17 protein-coding genes are annotated in these 16,188 nt (G+C 66.0%); 8 read left to right on the forward strand and 9 right to left on the reverse strand.

Features of this window, described 5'->3' with window-relative positions; genetic code table 11:
* Positions 1–19: 19 nt before the first annotated feature.
* Genes AC13D8_RS07470 through AC13D8_RS07505 form a run of 8 tightly spaced genes read left to right on the forward strand, consistent with a single transcriptional unit; the run spans position 20 to position 8,902 of the window.
* The gene (locus tag AC13D8_RS07470; RefSeq protein ID WP_482968332.1) at positions 20–2,203 is read left to right on the forward strand and encodes a 4Fe-4S binding protein; all 2,184 of its coding nucleotides are present in this window, start codon (positions 20–22) and stop codon (positions 2,201–2,203) included.
* Entirely contained in the window at positions 2,203–4,110 is a 1,908-nt protein-coding gene (gene nosZ / locus AC13D8_RS07475; RefSeq protein WP_482968333.1) for a TAT-dependent nitrous-oxide reductase, read from the forward strand. Before AC13D8_RS07470 ends, nosZ begins: the two co-directional genes overlap by 1 nt.
* A 3-nt stretch (positions 4,111–4,113) precedes the next feature.
* The gene (locus tag AC13D8_RS07480) at positions 4,114–5,388 is read left to right on the forward strand and encodes a nitrous oxide reductase family maturation protein NosD (protein ID WP_482968334.1); all 1,275 of its coding nucleotides are present in this window, start codon (positions 4,114–4,116) and stop codon (positions 5,386–5,388) included.
* The gene (locus AC13D8_RS07485) at positions 5,375–6,280 is read left to right on the forward strand and encodes an ABC transporter ATP-binding protein (protein ID WP_129431342.1); all 906 of its coding nucleotides are present in this window, start codon (positions 5,375–5,377) and stop codon (positions 6,278–6,280) included. Before AC13D8_RS07480 ends, AC13D8_RS07485 begins: the two co-directional genes overlap by 14 nt.
* Complete coding sequence (locus tag AC13D8_RS07490; RefSeq protein ID WP_482968357.1) at positions 6,280–7,101, forward strand: ABC transporter permease; 822 nt, start codon at positions 6,280–6,282, stop codon at positions 7,099–7,101. The genes AC13D8_RS07485 and AC13D8_RS07490 overlap by 1 nt, the downstream gene beginning before the upstream one ends.
* The gene (locus AC13D8_RS07495; RefSeq protein WP_482968335.1) at positions 7,098–7,610 is read left to right on the forward strand and encodes a nitrous oxide reductase accessory protein NosL; all 513 of its coding nucleotides are present in this window, start codon (positions 7,098–7,100) and stop codon (positions 7,608–7,610) included. The genes AC13D8_RS07490 and AC13D8_RS07495 overlap by 4 nt, the downstream gene beginning before the upstream one ends.
* Entirely contained in the window at positions 7,607–8,494 is an 888-nt protein-coding gene (locus AC13D8_RS07500; protein ID WP_482968336.1) for an FAD:protein FMN transferase, read from the forward strand. Before AC13D8_RS07495 ends, AC13D8_RS07500 begins: the two co-directional genes overlap by 4 nt.
* 30 nt (positions 8,495–8,524) lie before the next feature.
* A complete protein-coding gene (locus AC13D8_RS07505; protein ID WP_482968337.1) occupies positions 8,525–8,902 on the forward strand; it encodes a c-type cytochrome in 378 nt (125 codons plus the stop codon).
* A 53-nt stretch (positions 8,903–8,955) separates the two neighbouring features.
* On the opposite strand, the gene AC13D8_RS07510 is transcribed toward AC13D8_RS07505, so the two are convergent.
* The 9 genes from AC13D8_RS07510 to cobA form a co-directional block, all read right to left on the reverse strand.
* The gene (locus tag AC13D8_RS07510) at positions 8,956–9,189 is read right to left on the reverse strand and encodes a hypothetical protein (protein ID WP_482968338.1); all 234 of its coding nucleotides are present in this window, start codon (positions 9,187–9,189) and stop codon (positions 8,956–8,958) included.
* A gap of 7 nt (positions 9,190–9,196) precedes the next feature.
* Positions 9,197–10,744, reverse strand: a complete 1,548-nt coding sequence (locus AC13D8_RS07515; protein WP_482968339.1) for a cytochrome D1 domain-containing protein — start codon at positions 10,742–10,744, stop codon at positions 9,197–9,199.
* Positions 10,719–11,936, reverse strand: a complete 1,218-nt coding sequence (nirJ, locus tag AC13D8_RS07520; protein ID WP_482968340.1) for a heme d1 biosynthesis radical SAM protein NirJ — start codon at positions 11,934–11,936, stop codon at positions 10,719–10,721. The genes AC13D8_RS07515 and nirJ overlap by 26 nt, the downstream gene beginning before the upstream one ends.
* Positions 11,936–12,427, reverse strand: coding sequence for a siroheme decarboxylase subunit beta (gene ahbB, locus AC13D8_RS07525; protein WP_482968341.1), 492 nt, complete (start codon positions 12,425–12,427; stop codon positions 11,936–11,938). Before ahbB (AC13D8_RS07525) ends, nirJ begins: the two co-directional genes overlap by 1 nt.
* Entirely contained in the window at positions 12,424–12,873 is a 450-nt protein-coding gene (locus AC13D8_RS07530) for an Lrp/AsnC family transcriptional regulator (protein ID WP_482968342.1), read from the reverse strand. Before AC13D8_RS07530 ends, ahbB (AC13D8_RS07525) begins: the two co-directional genes overlap by 4 nt.
* The gene (ahbB, locus tag AC13D8_RS07535; protein WP_482968343.1) at positions 12,870–13,859 is read right to left on the reverse strand and encodes a siroheme decarboxylase subunit beta; all 990 of its coding nucleotides are present in this window, start codon (positions 13,857–13,859) and stop codon (positions 12,870–12,872) included. The genes AC13D8_RS07530 and ahbB (AC13D8_RS07535) overlap by 4 nt, the downstream gene beginning before the upstream one ends.
* Before the next feature lie 4 nt (positions 13,860–13,863).
* The gene (locus tag AC13D8_RS07540; protein WP_482968358.1) at positions 13,864–14,967 is read right to left on the reverse strand and encodes a cytochrome D1 domain-containing protein; all 1,104 of its coding nucleotides are present in this window, start codon (positions 14,965–14,967) and stop codon (positions 13,864–13,866) included.
* A gap of 161 nt (positions 14,968–15,128) precedes the next feature.
* Positions 15,129–15,428, reverse strand: coding sequence for a c-type cytochrome (locus tag AC13D8_RS07545; protein WP_482968344.1), 300 nt, complete (start codon positions 15,426–15,428; stop codon positions 15,129–15,131).
* Entirely contained in the window at positions 15,421–16,188 is a 768-nt protein-coding gene (cobA, locus tag AC13D8_RS07550) for a uroporphyrinogen-III C-methyltransferase (protein ID WP_482968345.1), read from the reverse strand. Before cobA ends, AC13D8_RS07545 begins: the two co-directional genes overlap by 8 nt.

Raw genomic sequence — 16,188 nt, forward strand, 5'->3', positions numbered from 1 at the left:
ATCTGATCGCCGGGGTCTCATGGTCGCGCATCTCCTCTATCGTCTTGTCCTGGCCCTCGGTCTTGCCCTGTCCGCTATGGCGGCGCAGGCGCAGGAGGGGGCACAGCTTGGCCGCTTTCTGCCTGATCTCGATCCCGCCACGTTGGTCGATGGGGCCGACGGCTTTGGCGCGCTGCGCGAAGACGTGCCCGTCGCCCCGGTATTGCGGAACGGCGAGACGGTGGCGTGGGCCTTCCTTACATCGGATTTCGCAGGCACTACCGGCTATTCGGGCAAGCCAATCCACGTCGTCGCCGCGATCGACGATGATGCTGTCGTGACCGGTGCGGCGCTGGTCGAGCATTCCGAGCCCATCGTGCTTATCGGCATCCCCGAATCAAAGATGCGCCGCGTGATCGAGGGCTATTCCGGGCTCGATCTCAAGGCCGAGGCTGCCGAATCCGGGACGGCGCACGATCTCGACATCATCTCGGGGGCGACGGTCACGGTGATGGTGATCGACGACAGCCTCGTGCGCGGCGGGCTCAAGGTGGCGCGTGCTCTGGGGCTGGGGGGCCTCTCGCCGGTGGTGCGGGCGGGGCCCGCGCGCGAGTTGAAGTCCGGCGAGGGCACGGTCGAGGACTGGCAGGTGCTGGCCGGCGACGGATCGGTACGGGGGCTGACGCTGGACGTGGGGCAAGTCAACCGCGCCTTTGCCGAGAGCGGCGATGACCGTGCTGTCGCACGGCCCGAGAAGGGCCCGGACGAGGCCACCTTCATCGACATGCGCGCCGCCTTGGTCAGCGTGCCCACCATCGGGCGCAGCCTGCTGGGCGAGAACGAATACGCCAACCTGCAAGGCTGGCTGAACGAGGGCGACCACGCGCTGCTCGTCGCCGGGCGCGGGCGCTATTCCTTCAAGGGGTCGGGGTATGTGCGCGGTGGCATCTTCGACCGGATACAGCTTATCCAGGGGGACCGGTCGGTGCGGTTCTTCGACCGCGATCACCGGCGGCTGGGTGAGATCGCGGCGGATGGCGCGCCGAGTTTCACCGAGCTCGACATATTCCGCATCCCCGCCGACAGCGGCTTTGACCCGGCAGAGCCGTGGCGCCTGCAACTGCTGGTGCAGCGGGCCGTGGGCGCGGTGGAAAAGACCTTCGTCACGTTCGACCTCGGCTACCGCCTGCCCGAGCGCTACCTCGCGCCGCTGGCCCCCGCGCCGCGAATCAACGCCCCCGATGAAGAGGCCGCCGCCAAGGCTGCGCTGTGGCAGCGCATCTGGCGCGACAAGACGCCCGAGATCGCGGTGCTGGCGGTGATGCTGACGGTGCTTACCGGTGCGTTCTTCTTCCAGATGCAGATCACCGCCCACCCGCGCGCCTACCTGTGGTTTCGCATGTCGTTCCTCACCGTCACGCTGGTGTTCCTCGGCTGGTATGCCAATGCACAACTGTCGGTCGTGAACCTGATGGCACTGGCCGGATCGCTGCGCGAGGGGTTTACCTGGGACGCGTTCCTGATGGACCCGCTGGTGTTCATCCAGTGGTTCGCGGTGGCCGCGGCGCTGATTTTCTGGGGCCGGGGGGCCTATTGCGGCTGGCTATGCCCATTCGGCGCGCTGCAAGAGCTGACCAACCGGGTCGCGCGGCTGCTGAAGGTGCCGCAATGGACGCTGCCCTGGGGTCTGCATGAGCGGCTCTGGCCGGTGAAGTACATGATCTTCCTCGGTCTGTTCGGCGTCTCGCTCGCCTCGATGCCGATGGCCGAGAAACTGGCCGAGGTAGAGCCCTTCAAGACCGCGATCATCCTCAAATTCGTGCGCGACTGGCCCTTCGTGGTCTTTGCGGTGGTGCTCTTGGTGATCGGGCTGTTCATCGAGCGGTTCTACTGCCGCTATCTCTGCCCGCTGGGTGCGGCGCTGGCAATCCCGGCGCGGATGCGGATGTTCGACTGGCTCAAGCGCTACCGCGAATGCGGCAGCCCGTGTCAGACCTGCGCCCATGAATGCCCGGTGCAGGCGATCCACCCCACGGGCGAGATCAACCCCAACGAATGCGTCAACTGCCTGCACTGCCAGGTGCTCTACCAGTCCGACGCGAAATGCCCGGTAATTATCCGGCAACTGAAACGCCGCGCGAAGGATCGCGCGGCGCAGGAGGCCGATGGAGGTGCGCTGGAGCGCCTCGTCAGCCCCAAGACAGCGGGAAAGGAGACCCACTAATGTCTGACGACAAAACACAGATGAAACTGAGCCGGCGGGGCATGCTGGGGGCCACCGCCACCGGCGCGCTCGCGGTCACCACCGGCGGTGCGGGCCTGTTCGCCAGTGCGCCGATGGCGCAGGCGGCGGGCAAGGTCAATCTCGCCCCTGGCGAGCTGGACGAGTATTACGGCTTTTGGTCTTCGGGCCAGACCGGAGAGATGCGCATCCTCGGATTTCCGTCCATGCGCGAGCTGATGCGCGTGCCTGTGTTCAACCGCTGCTCGGCTACCGGCTGGGGCCAGACCAACGAAAGCCTCAAGGTGCTGACCGAGGGGTTGACCGAGGAAACCAAGGCGTTCCTCGCCAAGCGCGGCAAGGTCACCTATGATAACGGCGACCTGCACCACCCGCACATGTCCTTTACCGACGGGACCTATGACGGTCGCTACCTGTTCATGAACGACAAGGCCAACACCCGCGTGGCGCGGGTGCGTTGCGACGTGATGAAATGCGACAAGATCATCGAGATCCCCAATACCGGTGATATTCACGGGCTGCGCCCGCAGAAATACCCGCGTACCGGCTATGTCTTTGCCAATGGCGAGCATGAAATGCCGATCGTCAACGATGGCACGATCCTCGATCAGCCCGAGGAATACGTGAACATCTTTACCGCCATCGACGGTGACACGATGGAAATCGCGTGGCAGGTGATGGTGTCGGGCAACCTTGATAACTGCGATGCCGATTATCAGGGCAAGTATGCCTTCTCGACCTCGTACAACTCGGAAATGGGGATGAACCTCGCCGAGATGACCGAGAGCGAGATGGACCATTGCGTGATCTTTAACATCAAGGAGATCGAGAAGGGTATCGCGGCGGGTGATTACACCGAGTACAGCGGCGTGAAGGTGATCGACGGCCGCAAGGGACGCAACAAGAACTATACCCGCTACGTGCCAGTCCCCAACAGCCCGCATGGCTGCAACACCGCGCCGGACGGGCGCCACGTGGTCATCAATGGCAAGCTGTCTCCGACCTGCTCGGTGATCGACGTGACCAAGGTCGATGCGCTTTTTACCGACAATGCCGACGAACGCTCCTGCATCGTGGCGGAACCGGAACTGGGCCTTGGGCCGCTACATACCGCCTTCGACGGCAAGGGTATGGCCTATACGACGCTGTTCCTCGACAGCCAGATCGTGAAATGGGACATCGAGAAGGCCGTGCGCGCCTATGCCGGCGAGGACGTGGATCCGATCGTGACCAAGACCGACGTGATGTACCAGCCCGGTCACAACCACACCTCGATGGGAGAGACCAAAGAGGCAGATGGCAAGTGGCTGATCTCGCTTAATAAGTTCTCCAAGGATCGGTTCATAAATGTCGGACCGCTCAAGCCTGAGAACGAGCAGCTTCTGGACATCACGCAGGATGACATGCCGGTCGTTCATGATGGCCCGACCTTTGCCGAGCCGCATGACTGCGTCATCGTGCGCCGGGATATCGTTAACCCGGTGAATGTCTGGGACCGCAACGATCCGACGTGGGAAGAGGCGCGCAAGCAGGCCGAGGCCGATGGCGTGGTGCTGGAGGACGGTCACCCCGAGCCGATCCGCGACGGCAACAAGGTGCGCATCTACATGTGGTCCATAGCCCCGACCTTCTCGATGGAGAAATTCACCGTGCGGCAGGGCGACGAGGTGACGATCTACGTCACCAATCTCGACGATATCGACGACGTGACCCACGGGCTGACCATTTCGAACCACGGGGTGGCGATGGAGATCGCGCCGCAAGCCACCGCCTCGGTCACCTTCACCGCCGACCGTCCGGGCGTGCACTGGTTCTACTGCCAGTGGTTCTGCCACGCGCTCCATATGGAGATGCGCGGCCGGATGCTGGTCGAGCCGCGGGACGCCTGAGCCATGCGGCGCCTCGCCGATATCCTGCTGGCGCTTTGCCTGATCCTGCCCGGGGGCGCCCGGGCAGAGATCGGTGACGTGCCGGCGGCGGATGGGGCGCTGGCGCAGGCCGTGCAAGGGGCCAAGGCGGGGGATATTCTCCGCCTTGGTCCGGGCCGCCATCGGGGCGGCATAGAGATTGACAAACCGCTGACCCTCGATTGCGCGCCGGGCGCACGGATTGACGGCGGCGGGCAGGGCTCCGTCCTCGAGGTGACGGCGCCCGACGTGACGATCACCGGCTGTGCCATCACCGGATCGGGCAGCGATCACGAATCTCTCGACAGCGGTATTCGCCTGCTGAAAGGGGCGGATGAGGCCCGTGTGACGGGCAATCGCCTGACCGGCAACCTCTACGGCGTGGATATCCACGGTGCGCGCGACGCGCTGGTCACACGCAACGTGATCGAGGGACGGCAGGACCACCGGATGAACGAACGCGGCAACGGTGTCTATGTCTGGAACGCGCCCGGTGCCCGGGTCATCGGCAACGATGTCCGCTGGGGCCGCGACGGCATCTTTGTCAACACGTCGCATTCCAACGCCTTTGTCGGAAACCGTTTCCGCGACCTGCGCTTTGCGGTGCACTATATGTATGCCAACCGCTCGGAGGTGCGCGGCAATCTCTCCATCGGCAACGGCCTTGGCTTTGCCGTGATGTATTCGCGGGGTGTGAAGATCATCGACAACGTCTCGGTGAACGATGTCGAGCACGGGGTGATGCTAAATTATACCAATGGCTCGGAGGTGCGGGGCAATCTGGTTCTGGGCGGAGGTACAAAATGCCTGTTCATCTATAATGCCCACAAGAACGAGATCACCGGCAATCGGTTCGAGCGCTGCGGGATCGGCGTACATTTCACCGCCGGATCCGAGCGCAACAGGATTATCGGAAACGCCTTTGTCGGAAACCGCACGCAGGTAAAATACGTGGGCTCCACCTGGGTGGACTGGAGCGAAGGCGGGCGCGGCAATTACTGGTCCGATTTCGCGGGCTATGACCTCGACGGCGACGGCATCGCCGATGCGCCCTACCGGCCAAATGACAGCATGGATCACATCCTGTGGACGCAACCGGCGGCCAAGCTGCTATTGGGCGCGCCGGCCGTGCAACTGGTGAAATGGGCGCAATCGGCGTTTCCGGCGCTGTTGCCGGGGGGCGTGGTGGACCGTGCGCCGCTGATGCAGCCGGTGGAGATTTCCATCCCGGACTGGGAGCTGAGACATGACGGATCGTGACACGGCGCTGGCCATCGCGGGGTTGGACAAGAGCTTCGGGCGCACGCAGGTGCTCGGGGGTATCACGCTCGACGTGGCCCCGGGCGAGCGGGTGGCGCTTCTGGGTCATAACGGCGCGGGCAAATCCACGCTCATCAAGATGATCCTCGGGTTGATCCGGCCCGGTGCGGGCAGCATCCGCGTGGCCGGTCATGCGCCTGGCAGTGCGGCGGCGCGCGCCGCCACCGCCTACCTGCCCGAGCAGGTGGCGTTTCACAGATCGCTGACGGGGCGCGAGCAACTGACCATGTTCGCGCGGCTGGCGGGCGAGCATCCGAAAACCGTCGCGCCGCTGCTGGAACGGGTCGGGCTGGCCCCCGCTGCCGACGGTCGCATCGGGACATATTCCAAGGGAATGCGGCAGCGGCTGGGGCTGGCACAAGCGCTTCTCGGCCGCCGACGCGTGGCGCTTTTGGACGAGCCGACGAGCGGCCTCGACCCGATCTCGCGCCACGATCTGTACGCCGTTATCGACGAGATGGCGGCGAACGGCACCGCGCTCCTGATCGCGAGCCATGCGCTCACCGAGCTGGAGGCGCGCACCGACCGCATCGCGATCATGGCCAAGGGGCGGCTGGTGGCGGATGACAGCCTTGGCAACCTCGCGCGCGCAGCCGCGCTGCCCACGCGCATCCGCCTCACGGCGCGCGAGGGCGCGGCAGAGGCGGTGCAGGCCGAGCTTGGCGGGCGGCGCGTCAATGGCCGCGCCGTTGAGTTGGACTGCACGACCGAGCAGAAGATGGCGCAGCTCGCGCGCATCTCGGGGCTGGGTGAAGCGGTCCGCGATGTAGAGATGGTGCCACCGAGCCTGGAGGACCTCTATCGACACTATTGCGGGGAGAACAGGCAATGATCACCCGGATCATGGCTATCGCGGCGACCGAATTCCGCATTCAGACGCGCAACCGCTGGCTGGCGTCGGCCACGGTGCTGATGACGCTCTTCGCGCTGGCGCTGACCTTTGCCGGATCGGCGCCCACCGGATCGCTGGGGGTGGATTTGCTGACGGTCTCGGTCGCTTCGATGACGACGCTCGCGGTATACCTCGCGCCCTTCCTTGCGCTGATGATCGCCTTCGACGCCATCGCGGGAGAGGCGGAGCGCGGCACGCTGGGGCTCACGCTCACCTACCCGCTCAGCCGCGGCGAAATGCTGCTGGGCAAGTTCGCGGCGCATCTTGCGGTGCTGGCCATCGCCATCGCGCTCGGCCTCGGCTCGGCCGGGGTCGCGGCCTGGCTCGCGGGGGGCGCGGGACCGGCGAGCGTGCAGGCGCTCGCGCGGCTCATCGCCACGGCGATCCTGCTGGGGGCCAGCTTCCTTGCGCTGGGCTATGTTGCGTCGGCGCTGTCGGGCAGCGGCGCGGGGGCCGCGGGGCTGGCGGTGGCGCTGTGGCTGGTGCTGGTGGTGCTCTACGACCTCGGGCTTCTCGGCGCGCTGGTGATGGATGCAGGGGGCGGGTTTACCAAGCACGTCTTCCCTTGGCTGTTGGCGCTCAACCCGGCGGATGCGTTCCGGCTGTGGAATGTCTCGGCGGCGCAGGAGGTGGCGTTGGTGTCCGGCATGGCGGGTGCGGGCGAGGCTCTGCCCGGCTGGGCCGCGCCACTGTCGCTCTTGCTGTGGCCGGTATTGGCGCTTGCGCTGGCGCGGACGGTCTTTGAGAGGGTCGAGTCATGAGGCATCTTGCCATGATCGCAATGCTGGTCCTGGCCGCCTGCCAGGAAGAAGAGGCGCGCGCCCCCGACCCCGTCACCATGACCAGCGATGCGCTGGGCCATTTCTGCATGATGCAGCTCGACCAGCACCCCGGCCCCAAGGCGCAGATCCACCTCGCCGGATTGCCCGATCCGATTTTCTTCAGCCAGGTGCGCGACGCGCTGGCCTATCTGAAGGGGCCCGAGCGCGACGCCGAGATCCGTGCCGTCTATGTCAGCGACATGGGCCGCGCTCCGAGCTGGGATGCGCCCGGGATCGACAACTGGACCGAGGCCGCCACCGCGCATTTCGTGGTAGGCGCGCACGTCACCGGAGGCATGGGTGCGCCCGAGATCGTGCCGTTTTCGGACGCCGCAGCGGCGCGTGCGTTTGCTGCCGACAAGGGCGGCGAGGTGATGACGCTCGACGCCATCCCGCCCGAGACCGTGCTCGCCCCCGTAGACATCGTGCTGGAGGAGACCCAGACATGACCCTGACCCGCCGCCGTTTCCTGAGCATTTCCGCGGCCGCGCTGGCCGCGCCCTCCGCCGCCGTCGCAGGCCAGAGCGCCCGCTGGAGTGGTATCGCACTGGGTGCCCCGGCCACGATGATCCTCGCCGGGATCACGCCCTTGGAGGCGCGCCCGGTGTTTGCCGCGCTGGAGGCCGAGTTGCGGCGGTTGGAGCGGATATTCAGTCTCTACCGCGACGACAGCGCGCTGGTGCGGCTCAATACGGATGGTCGTCTCGACGCGCCCCCGCCCGAGCTGTTGGAGGTGCTCGCATTGGCGGGCGCGATCCATGACGCGACCGGCGGCGCGTTTGATCCGTCGGTGCAACCGCTCTGGCAGGCGCGCGCGGCGGGCCGGGAAGAGACCGCGGCGCAGTCGCGCGTAGGCTGGCAGTCCGTGCGGTTCGACGCCGGAACCGTGCGGTTCGACCGCCCCGGCATGGCGCTAACCCTGAACGGCATCGCGCAGGGCTATGTCTCCGACCGCATCGCCGGTCTTCTGGCGGCGCGTGGTTTCGGCGACGTGCTGGTGGATATCGGCGAGGTCGTGGCGCGCGGACGGCGCGCAGACGGCGCGGCGTGGCGCGCGGGCATCGCCGACCCGGATCGCCGGGTGGTTGAGCGTGTGACGCTGCGCGACCGCGCGTTGGCCACCTCTGCGCCGATGGGCACGGTCATGCCGGGCGGGCGGGGCCATATCATCGACCCTTCTGGCCGCGCACCGCGCCATGCACTGGTCAGCGTTTCCGCCCGTCGGGCATCTGTCGCCGATGGCCTTTCGACCGCGCTTTGCCTGCTGGATGAGGGTGCGGCGCGGCGCGCCGTGGCCCGGTTCGCAGGAGCGCGGATCGAGGTATTCACCTGAAAGATCAGCAACCAAGCAAAGGAAAACACCATGAAGAAGAAACTCGTGACCGCGATTCTCGCACTTGCCGTGGCAGCCCCGGCATGGGCCGAGGGCGACCCGGAGGCCGGCGAGAAGGTATTCCGGAAGTGCAAGGCCTGTCACATGGTCGGCGAGGGTGCCAAGAACCGCGTTGGTCCCGCGCTCAACGGTGTCGTGGGCGGGCCGGTCGCATCTGTCGAGGGGTTCAAGTATTCCGACGTGTTCCAGGAAATGGCCGCCGAGGATGCGGTCTGGACCGAGGAGGAACTGGCTGCCTTCCTCGACAGCCCGCGTAAATATGCCAAGGGCACCAAGATGGCCTTTCCCGGCCTGCGCAAGGAAGAGGAGATCGCCGACGTGATCGCCTATCTCGCGACGTTCGAGTAAGCGCCTCGGCGCGATATACAAGGGCCGCCTCGCCACGCGCGGGGCGGCCCACCTCATTTGTGCCCTTCGGCCTCGTCGATCAGGCCCTTGACCCACAGCGTCACCCACCAGTTGGCTGGCAGGCCAAGCGGCAGACAGAGCCACAGGGCGGCTACCGGCGTCAGGGCGGGCCATCCTACCGCCTGCCACATCAGCGCCAGCATGAAGAGGTTGATCGCCACCGCCAGCGCGGTGAACGGGTAGAGCAGCAGGTAAAGCCGCAGGGGCGGGCGTTTGGGCGTGGACATGGGCGGGCTAGTGGCTGGTGCCTTCGGAGAACGTGATCTTATTGTAGACATTGTATTTCCCCGAGGGTTTGCGCATCGGAAGGCGGGTCACCTCCTCCAGCGATTCGGCATCGTAGACGATCACCGCGCCATCCTCTTCCCAGACCGAGACCAGCGCGTGGCTGCCGTCGCGGGTGAACTCCACATGTGCCACCGTGGCGCCCGGCACCGGGCGCAGGGTGCGCACGATTTCGAGGCTCTGTTTGTCGATGACGTGCATCGCGTCGCGGTTGGGGCCAAAGAACACGTCGGCCCAGAAATAGCGCGTGTTCTCGTGGCTGCGCAGGAAGAAGCCCGGGCCGTCGGTCTTGATGGTATCGGTCACGGTCCAGCTTTGGGTGTCGATGATCGAGAGCTTGCCCTCCTTCAGGTGCGGTGTGGCCATCACCCGGCGGCCGTCCCGCTCCCATGAAATGCCCGATCCCAGATGCGGCATGCCAGGCAGGGGTAAATCAGCGATCTCGCGTCCCACGTTGAGATTGACCACCACGCCGCGCCCGGTATCACGCGCCGCGCCGATCAGGTGGCGATAATCGTCGGTAAAGAAGAAATCGTCGAGCGGTGCGCTCAACATGATCCGCCGCCGCGCGAAAAGGCCCTGAGACGATGGCAGCGCCTCGATCATGTCCTTGCGGCGGCTGTGGACAAAGCCCTCGTAGACGGGGTCGGCCTCGGGGTCGGTAGCGACCTCCCAGATTTCCGCCACATCCTTGAGCGCGAGGATGAAGCTGTCACGCTGCGGCGCCTGGTAGACCGCCGAAACGCGGCTCGCCGTGCCGTCCTTGCCGGTGACGGCGATCACCTTCTCGACGCTCAGGTTGTCGGTATCGAGGATCGTCAGCGTCATCGGCAGGTAATTGGCCACCGCGAGCCACTTGCCGTCCCGGCTCATCGCGATGTTGCGGCTGTTGAGGCCCGCGCGCACGCGGCCCACCTGATGCAGCGACCAGATATCGTATTTCTGCACCCAGCCATCGCGCGACATGATGAAGACATAGCGCCCGTCAGGCGAAAATTTCGGGCCGCCGTGCACGGCAAAGGGCGTCTGGAATCGCTCGAGTACCTTGAACGTGTCCCCATCCAGAACGCTGACATGATGGTCGCCCGTCTCCACCACCAGCGTGATGTTGAGGGGGTCGGCGTCGAATGCCGGGGTCTCGGCGGGGGTGTACTCGGGGTCGAACCAGCGTGTCGCCGCGATCTCGGCCAGGCCCCATTCCGGCACGTCGGCCAGCGGTTTGCGCAGCCAGTCGGCCAGCGCTGCGATGTCGCCTTCGCCGATTTGACCGGCAAAAGCTGGCATCTGCGAGGCCGCGCGCCCGCTGGAGATCACTTGGGTCAGGTCGGGACCGCGCATCCGCCCCAGTGTCTCGGGGATGAGCGCGGGCCCGAGGCCGCCCAGCCGATCTGCCCCGTGGCATGCGGCGCAATGGACGTCGTAGGTCTCTGCCGGTTCTGCCAGAGCCATGCCGAAGGCGAGGGTCAACGCGCTAGTGGAAACGATGAGCCGGATCATGTCGCTTGCCTCTGAAGGGGGTGACGGCCAGGCGGTCGCCCGCGTCGCGCACGCCGATCTCGTCGTCATCAAGGTAACAGGCCGGGTCCTCGGCCCAGGGATCGCCGGTCAGTTGCAGTGCGCGGATACGGGTGTTGCCGCCGCAGACCGACTGATGGGCGCAGGCCCCGCAGCGCCCCTTGAGCGGGCGCGGACGGCGGCGCAGTTGCGCCAGCATCGGGTCGTCGCCGGTCCACAGCTCGGAAAAGCGTGCGGTTTTCACGTTCCCCACGGTGTAATCCGACCAGTAGGTATCAGGATGCACACGTCCCAGCGTGTCGATATTGGCCACACCCAGGCCAGAGGAATTGCCGCCCCAGGCCTCGAGATGGGCATGCAGATGCGCCACGCGCTCGGGGGTGAAGTGACGCTCTGCCCAGCGCAGCAGATAGACGGCGTCGGCATCGTTGTTGCCAGTCACGATATCGAGCGGCGCGCTCTCCGCCGCAGCCACCCAGGCGCGGTCGATCAACGCGTCGAGGGCGGCACGGGTATGGGCGTGAACCGCGTCTTCGCCCCGGTTCTTGTCACCACGCCCGGCATAGACGAGGTGCGAGAGGTAGAACTTGTCCACCCCCTCGTAATCGCAAAGCTGTAGCAAGTCAGGCAATTGGGTCGCGTTGTCCCGCGTCAGCGTGAACCGTAGCCCCACCTTGATGCCGCGCTTTTTGCATTCGCGCACCCCGCGCAATGCGTCGGCAAAGGCACCATCCACGCCGCGAAACCAGTCATTGGTTTTGCCGATCCCGTCGATGGAAATGCCGACATAGTCAAAGCCGATCTCGGCCACGCGATCCGCCGTCTCGCCATGGATCTGCGTCCCATTGGTCGACAGCGCCAGCATCCGCACCTTGTCGCGTGCCGCGCGCGCGATCTCGAACAGGTCCCGTCTGTCGAGCGGTTCGCCCCCCGACAGAATCAGCGCGGGGATACCGAAATCACCCAGATCGTCCAGCGTCGTCATGGCCTGCGCATGGGTCAGCTCGCCGGGGAAATCCACGTTCGCGGAGACCGTGTAGCAATGCCGGCATTTCAGGTTACAGCGCCGGGTAAGGTTCCAGATCACCACCGGCCTGACCTCGGCCGCGCCACGCCTTGGGCGCACGGGGGTGGGGGTCACCAGTTGGTGCATATACTCGGTCAGGCGAAACATTACGTGTCTCCTTCGGGCCGTAGCCGCAGCCCCGTCTTCTTCAGAATCCGGGTCGAATAGAGGATGTCATGGCCGCGACAGGCCGCACCCAGTAGCGCGGCGATGCGCCCGCGCTTCTCCTCGACCTCGGCGCGGCTCTCCGCGTGGATCATGGCGAACAGGTTATAGGGCCAGTCTGGCAGGGCGCGGGGTCGCTCGTAGCAGTGGCTGACGAAATCCAATGCGCCGACTCGCATGCCCAGCGCTGCCACTGCCGCATCCTCGACATCCCAGACCGACATGCCATTGGCCACCATCCCCAAGGCATAATGATTGGGGGCCGCGGCGATGCGACGAATCACGCCGCGCGCCTGCATGGCATGCAGGCGGTCGCAGAGCGTGGCCACGCTCAGCCCCAACTCCGCCGCGATGGCAGCATAGGGCTCGGGTACCAGCGGCAGCCCGCCCTGCGTGGCGGCGATGATGCGGCGATCTGTGGCGTCGATGCTCATGCGGCTATCCTGAACCCGATGAAGAATTCCCGGCGTTTCGGGAAACGAAGCACGCGCAGCCCCGTTTCCCGCTCGATCGACATGGCCGTTTCCTCAATTTCTGCTTCCGTTTCCGTGGCCAGCACGAACCACATGTTGAGCCGGTGATCGCGTTGATAATTATGCGCGACCTCTGGCCGGGCATTGACTTTTGTCAGAACGCGTTCGAAATCCGCATCGGGCACCGCCACTGCGCATAGGCAAAACGCACCCCCCATTGCCTCGGCGTCGTAAAACGGGCCAAAGCGGGTGATGATCCGGTCTGCTTTCAACCGTTTGAGCCGTGCCAGCAGGTCGGCCTCGTTCAACCCCAGTTCCTGCGCCACGACGCGAAAGGGTTCGGGGGTGATCGGAAATCCCTCCTGTAGTCGGTTCAGGATCGCCCGGTCGGTGGCGTCGAGGGTCATGCCGGGCTCCTTTCGCGGGTCACGAGCGCGCCGGTCTGCTTGAAGCAATGGCTTGAAAACAACGCCAGGTGCGGCACGTCCTTAAGCTCGGGGCGCCGTGCTGCCGCTTCCAGCGTTTCCAGCGCTTCGGCCCGGCTGCGAGCGTGAATCATGGAATAGAGCCGGTAAGGCCAGACCCCTGCCACCGGCCTGCGTTCGTAGCACAGGGTCACGCCCGGTTGGGCCGCAAGAACCGGCCCGGCGCGCGTGATTGCGTCATGCGGCATGTCCCAGACCACCATCGCATTGGATCGCCAGCCAAGCGCGCGGTGGCGCACGATCACGCCGAGGCGGGCAATGATCCGCCCCGCCGACAGTGCCCGGACGCGTGCGATCACCTCGTCCATGCTCAGCCCCAGCGCGTCACCGACATGGGCATAGGGGCGCTCGATCAGCGGCAGGCCGCGCGCCAGCGCCTGCACGATCTCGCGGTCGCCGGGCTGTAGGACTGACACATCGGGTGGCGGTGCGACCGGCCTCACGCAGGCCTCGCCGCGCAGGGAAAATCCCAGATCAAGGTTGAAGGGTCGCACCAGCGGGAGGTTGAGCACGCGCAGCCCGCTGCGCTGCCCGATTCGGGTCAGTGTGGCCTCCACATGGGTACGGTCCGGGCCGGTGACGACGAACCACAGGTTCCAGGAATTCTCACGCAGGTAGGAATGGTTTACTCCCGGCTCCGCCCCGATCAGCGCTGCCACCTCCTCGACCCGATCCTCGGGCGCCGACACGACAGCGAGCGTGCTGGCCGCGATCGTGCCCGGCGCGACGGTGGCCCCGACGCGGGTGATCTGCCCGGCCGCCTGCTTGGCCCGCAGCCGCGCGATCACATCCGCCTCCGAGGTGCCCAGGTGCTGTGCCAGCGCGGCAAAGGGCCGCGCGTCGATCGGGAAATCGCGCTGCCAGTCATCCAGTAACGCACGGTCGATGGGATCGGCGAAACGGTGCATCGCTCTAGAGCCCCGTCTTGTGCGCGCGGGCGGTGAAGAAGATGCCTGATGGGTTCTCGGCAGCGATCTCACGCAGTTTCTCGAAGCTCTGCGTGTCGTAGACCATGATCTTGCCGGCATCGCGCACCGACAGCCATACCTCGTGGCCGCGCGCGGTGAACTCCATGTGCAGCACACCAGGGCCAGGTTTGAACGTGCGGATGACCTGCTTGGTCAGCGTGTCGATCACCTGGATGGTGTCGTTATTCGGGTGGGCAAAATTCACCCAGACATGGCGACCATCGGGCCGAGCCATCGCGAACACCGGCTGGCCGTAGACGGCGGTGCGACCGCTTTCCTCGAGGCTGCGTGCATCGACCCAGAGCACTTCGTGCTGGCCCATCGCGGGCAAGGCGAACTCGTGCCCGGCAAGCGCCCAGCCCTCCAGATGCGGCATCTTGTAGACCGGCAGCCCCTCACGCCCCCGTGCATAGCCAGGCAGTATCGGGCGCGGCGTGGGGCTGTCCTGCCAGAGGTCGAGAGCGGTCAGGTGATCCTCGCCGAAGAGTCCGGCGATATAGGTCCGCCCGTCACCCGTGACGAGTGCGTCGTAAGGATTGCTTCCCATGCCGCTGATTCTGGTGATCTGCAGGGCGTCGCCGCTGAGATCGGCGATCCATGTCTCGCCCTTGTCCCACAGCGAGAAGACGAAGCGAGTACCGGGGATGTCCACCAGCCCGATGGTCTTGGAGCCGGTGGGGATGTCGGCCACCATTTCCAGCGTATCGGCGTCGAACACCCGCACGCCGCCCGGCTCGTAATTCGACACGGCGACATAACGGCCATCGTCCGATATTGCCCCGCCGATGGAATTGCCCGCCTGCATCACGCGCGCCACGACGCGTCGTTCGAGGATGTCGACCTTGGTCAGTCCGCCATCGCGGCCAAAGACATAGGCAAAGCGCTGGTCGGGCGAATAGACGAGGCTCGCGTGGCTCAGATCACCCAGGCCATCGATCCGCCCCAGCCGCGCGCGCTCGGACTGGTCCACCACCAAGAGCGATCCGCTCGCGCGCTCCACCACCAGGCCGAGATCGCCCGTGGCCTGTGCCTGCGCGCCCGTGGCCATCGCCGTGCACAACACGACTGTCACCGCCTTCAGCAGGTGTCGGACAGGGGTATTTTTGCCAAGAAGAAACGCGGCGCCGGTTTCACCGTTCTTCAAATACTCCGGGGGAGTCGCCCGCCGGGCGACGGGGGCAGCGCCCCCGAACAAGCGTCGGATCCGGGTCATTCGTGATCTCCGTTCAGCAGATACTTGGCAATCCACCCTGCATCTTCCTCGCTTAGCAGCGGGCGCCAGGGCGGCATCGGCGTGCCGGGGACGCCGTCGAGGATGACAGCTGCGAGGCTCTCGTTGTCGTGATGCCCAAGGGCCCGTGCGCGGATATCCGGGCCCAACCCTCCGCGGAGCGTCAGCCCGTGGCACGAGCCGCAATCCTGCCGCACCAGCCGTTCGAGCGCCGCGGCATCCTGATCGGCGAGCGCAGGCGTGGCGGCCAACGCCAGTATCAGCGCCGCCCTATTCACCGGCCATCACCTGCGGCAAGTCGGCCGGCAGCGGGACGTCATGGTAGAGCGACACCACGTGTCCGAGGACGAAAAGCACCGGCGCGGCCATCAAGCGAGCGGCCATGTCGGTGCCGATCCGGTCGAGCCGCGAGAGTACCCGTGCCTCGCGCGGGGTCGTGGCATTGGCGACCGCCAGCACCGGCAAGGTTCCCGGCAGGCCCGCGCGCATCAGGTTGAGCGCGATCTCGGCGATATTGGCGGCCCCCATGTAGATCACCAGCGTGGTGTCCTCGCAGGCCAGGCTCTTCCAATCCAGATCGAGTCGCGCGTCGCGGGCGCGGTGACCGGTCACGTAACGCACGCCGGTCGCGAGCCCGCGATGGGTGAGCGGAACGCCGGTCGCCGCTGCCATGCCCTGCGCGGCGGTGATGCCGGGGGCATACTCCACCTCGATACCGTGGGCGGCGAGGTAGGCGGCCTCTTCCGAGCCGCGCCCGAAGATCAGGGGGTCGCCGCCCTTTAGCCGGGCAACGGTCAGGCCCTCGCAAGCAAGCTCGCACAGGATCTCGTTGATGCGTTCCTGCGGCACGGTATGGCATTTGGGCGCCTTGCCTACCGGCACCATCCGGGCATCTGTCGGAGCGAGGGCGAGGATTTCCGGCGAGACCAGCCGATCATAGACCACTGCGCCGGCGATTTGCAGCATCCTGCGCGCACGCACCGTCATCAGGTCTGCCGCGCCGGGGCCTGCGCCGATCAGATAAACCTTGCCTGTCAT

It is taken from the genome of Roseovarius sp. B-10 (assembly GCF_056859295.1).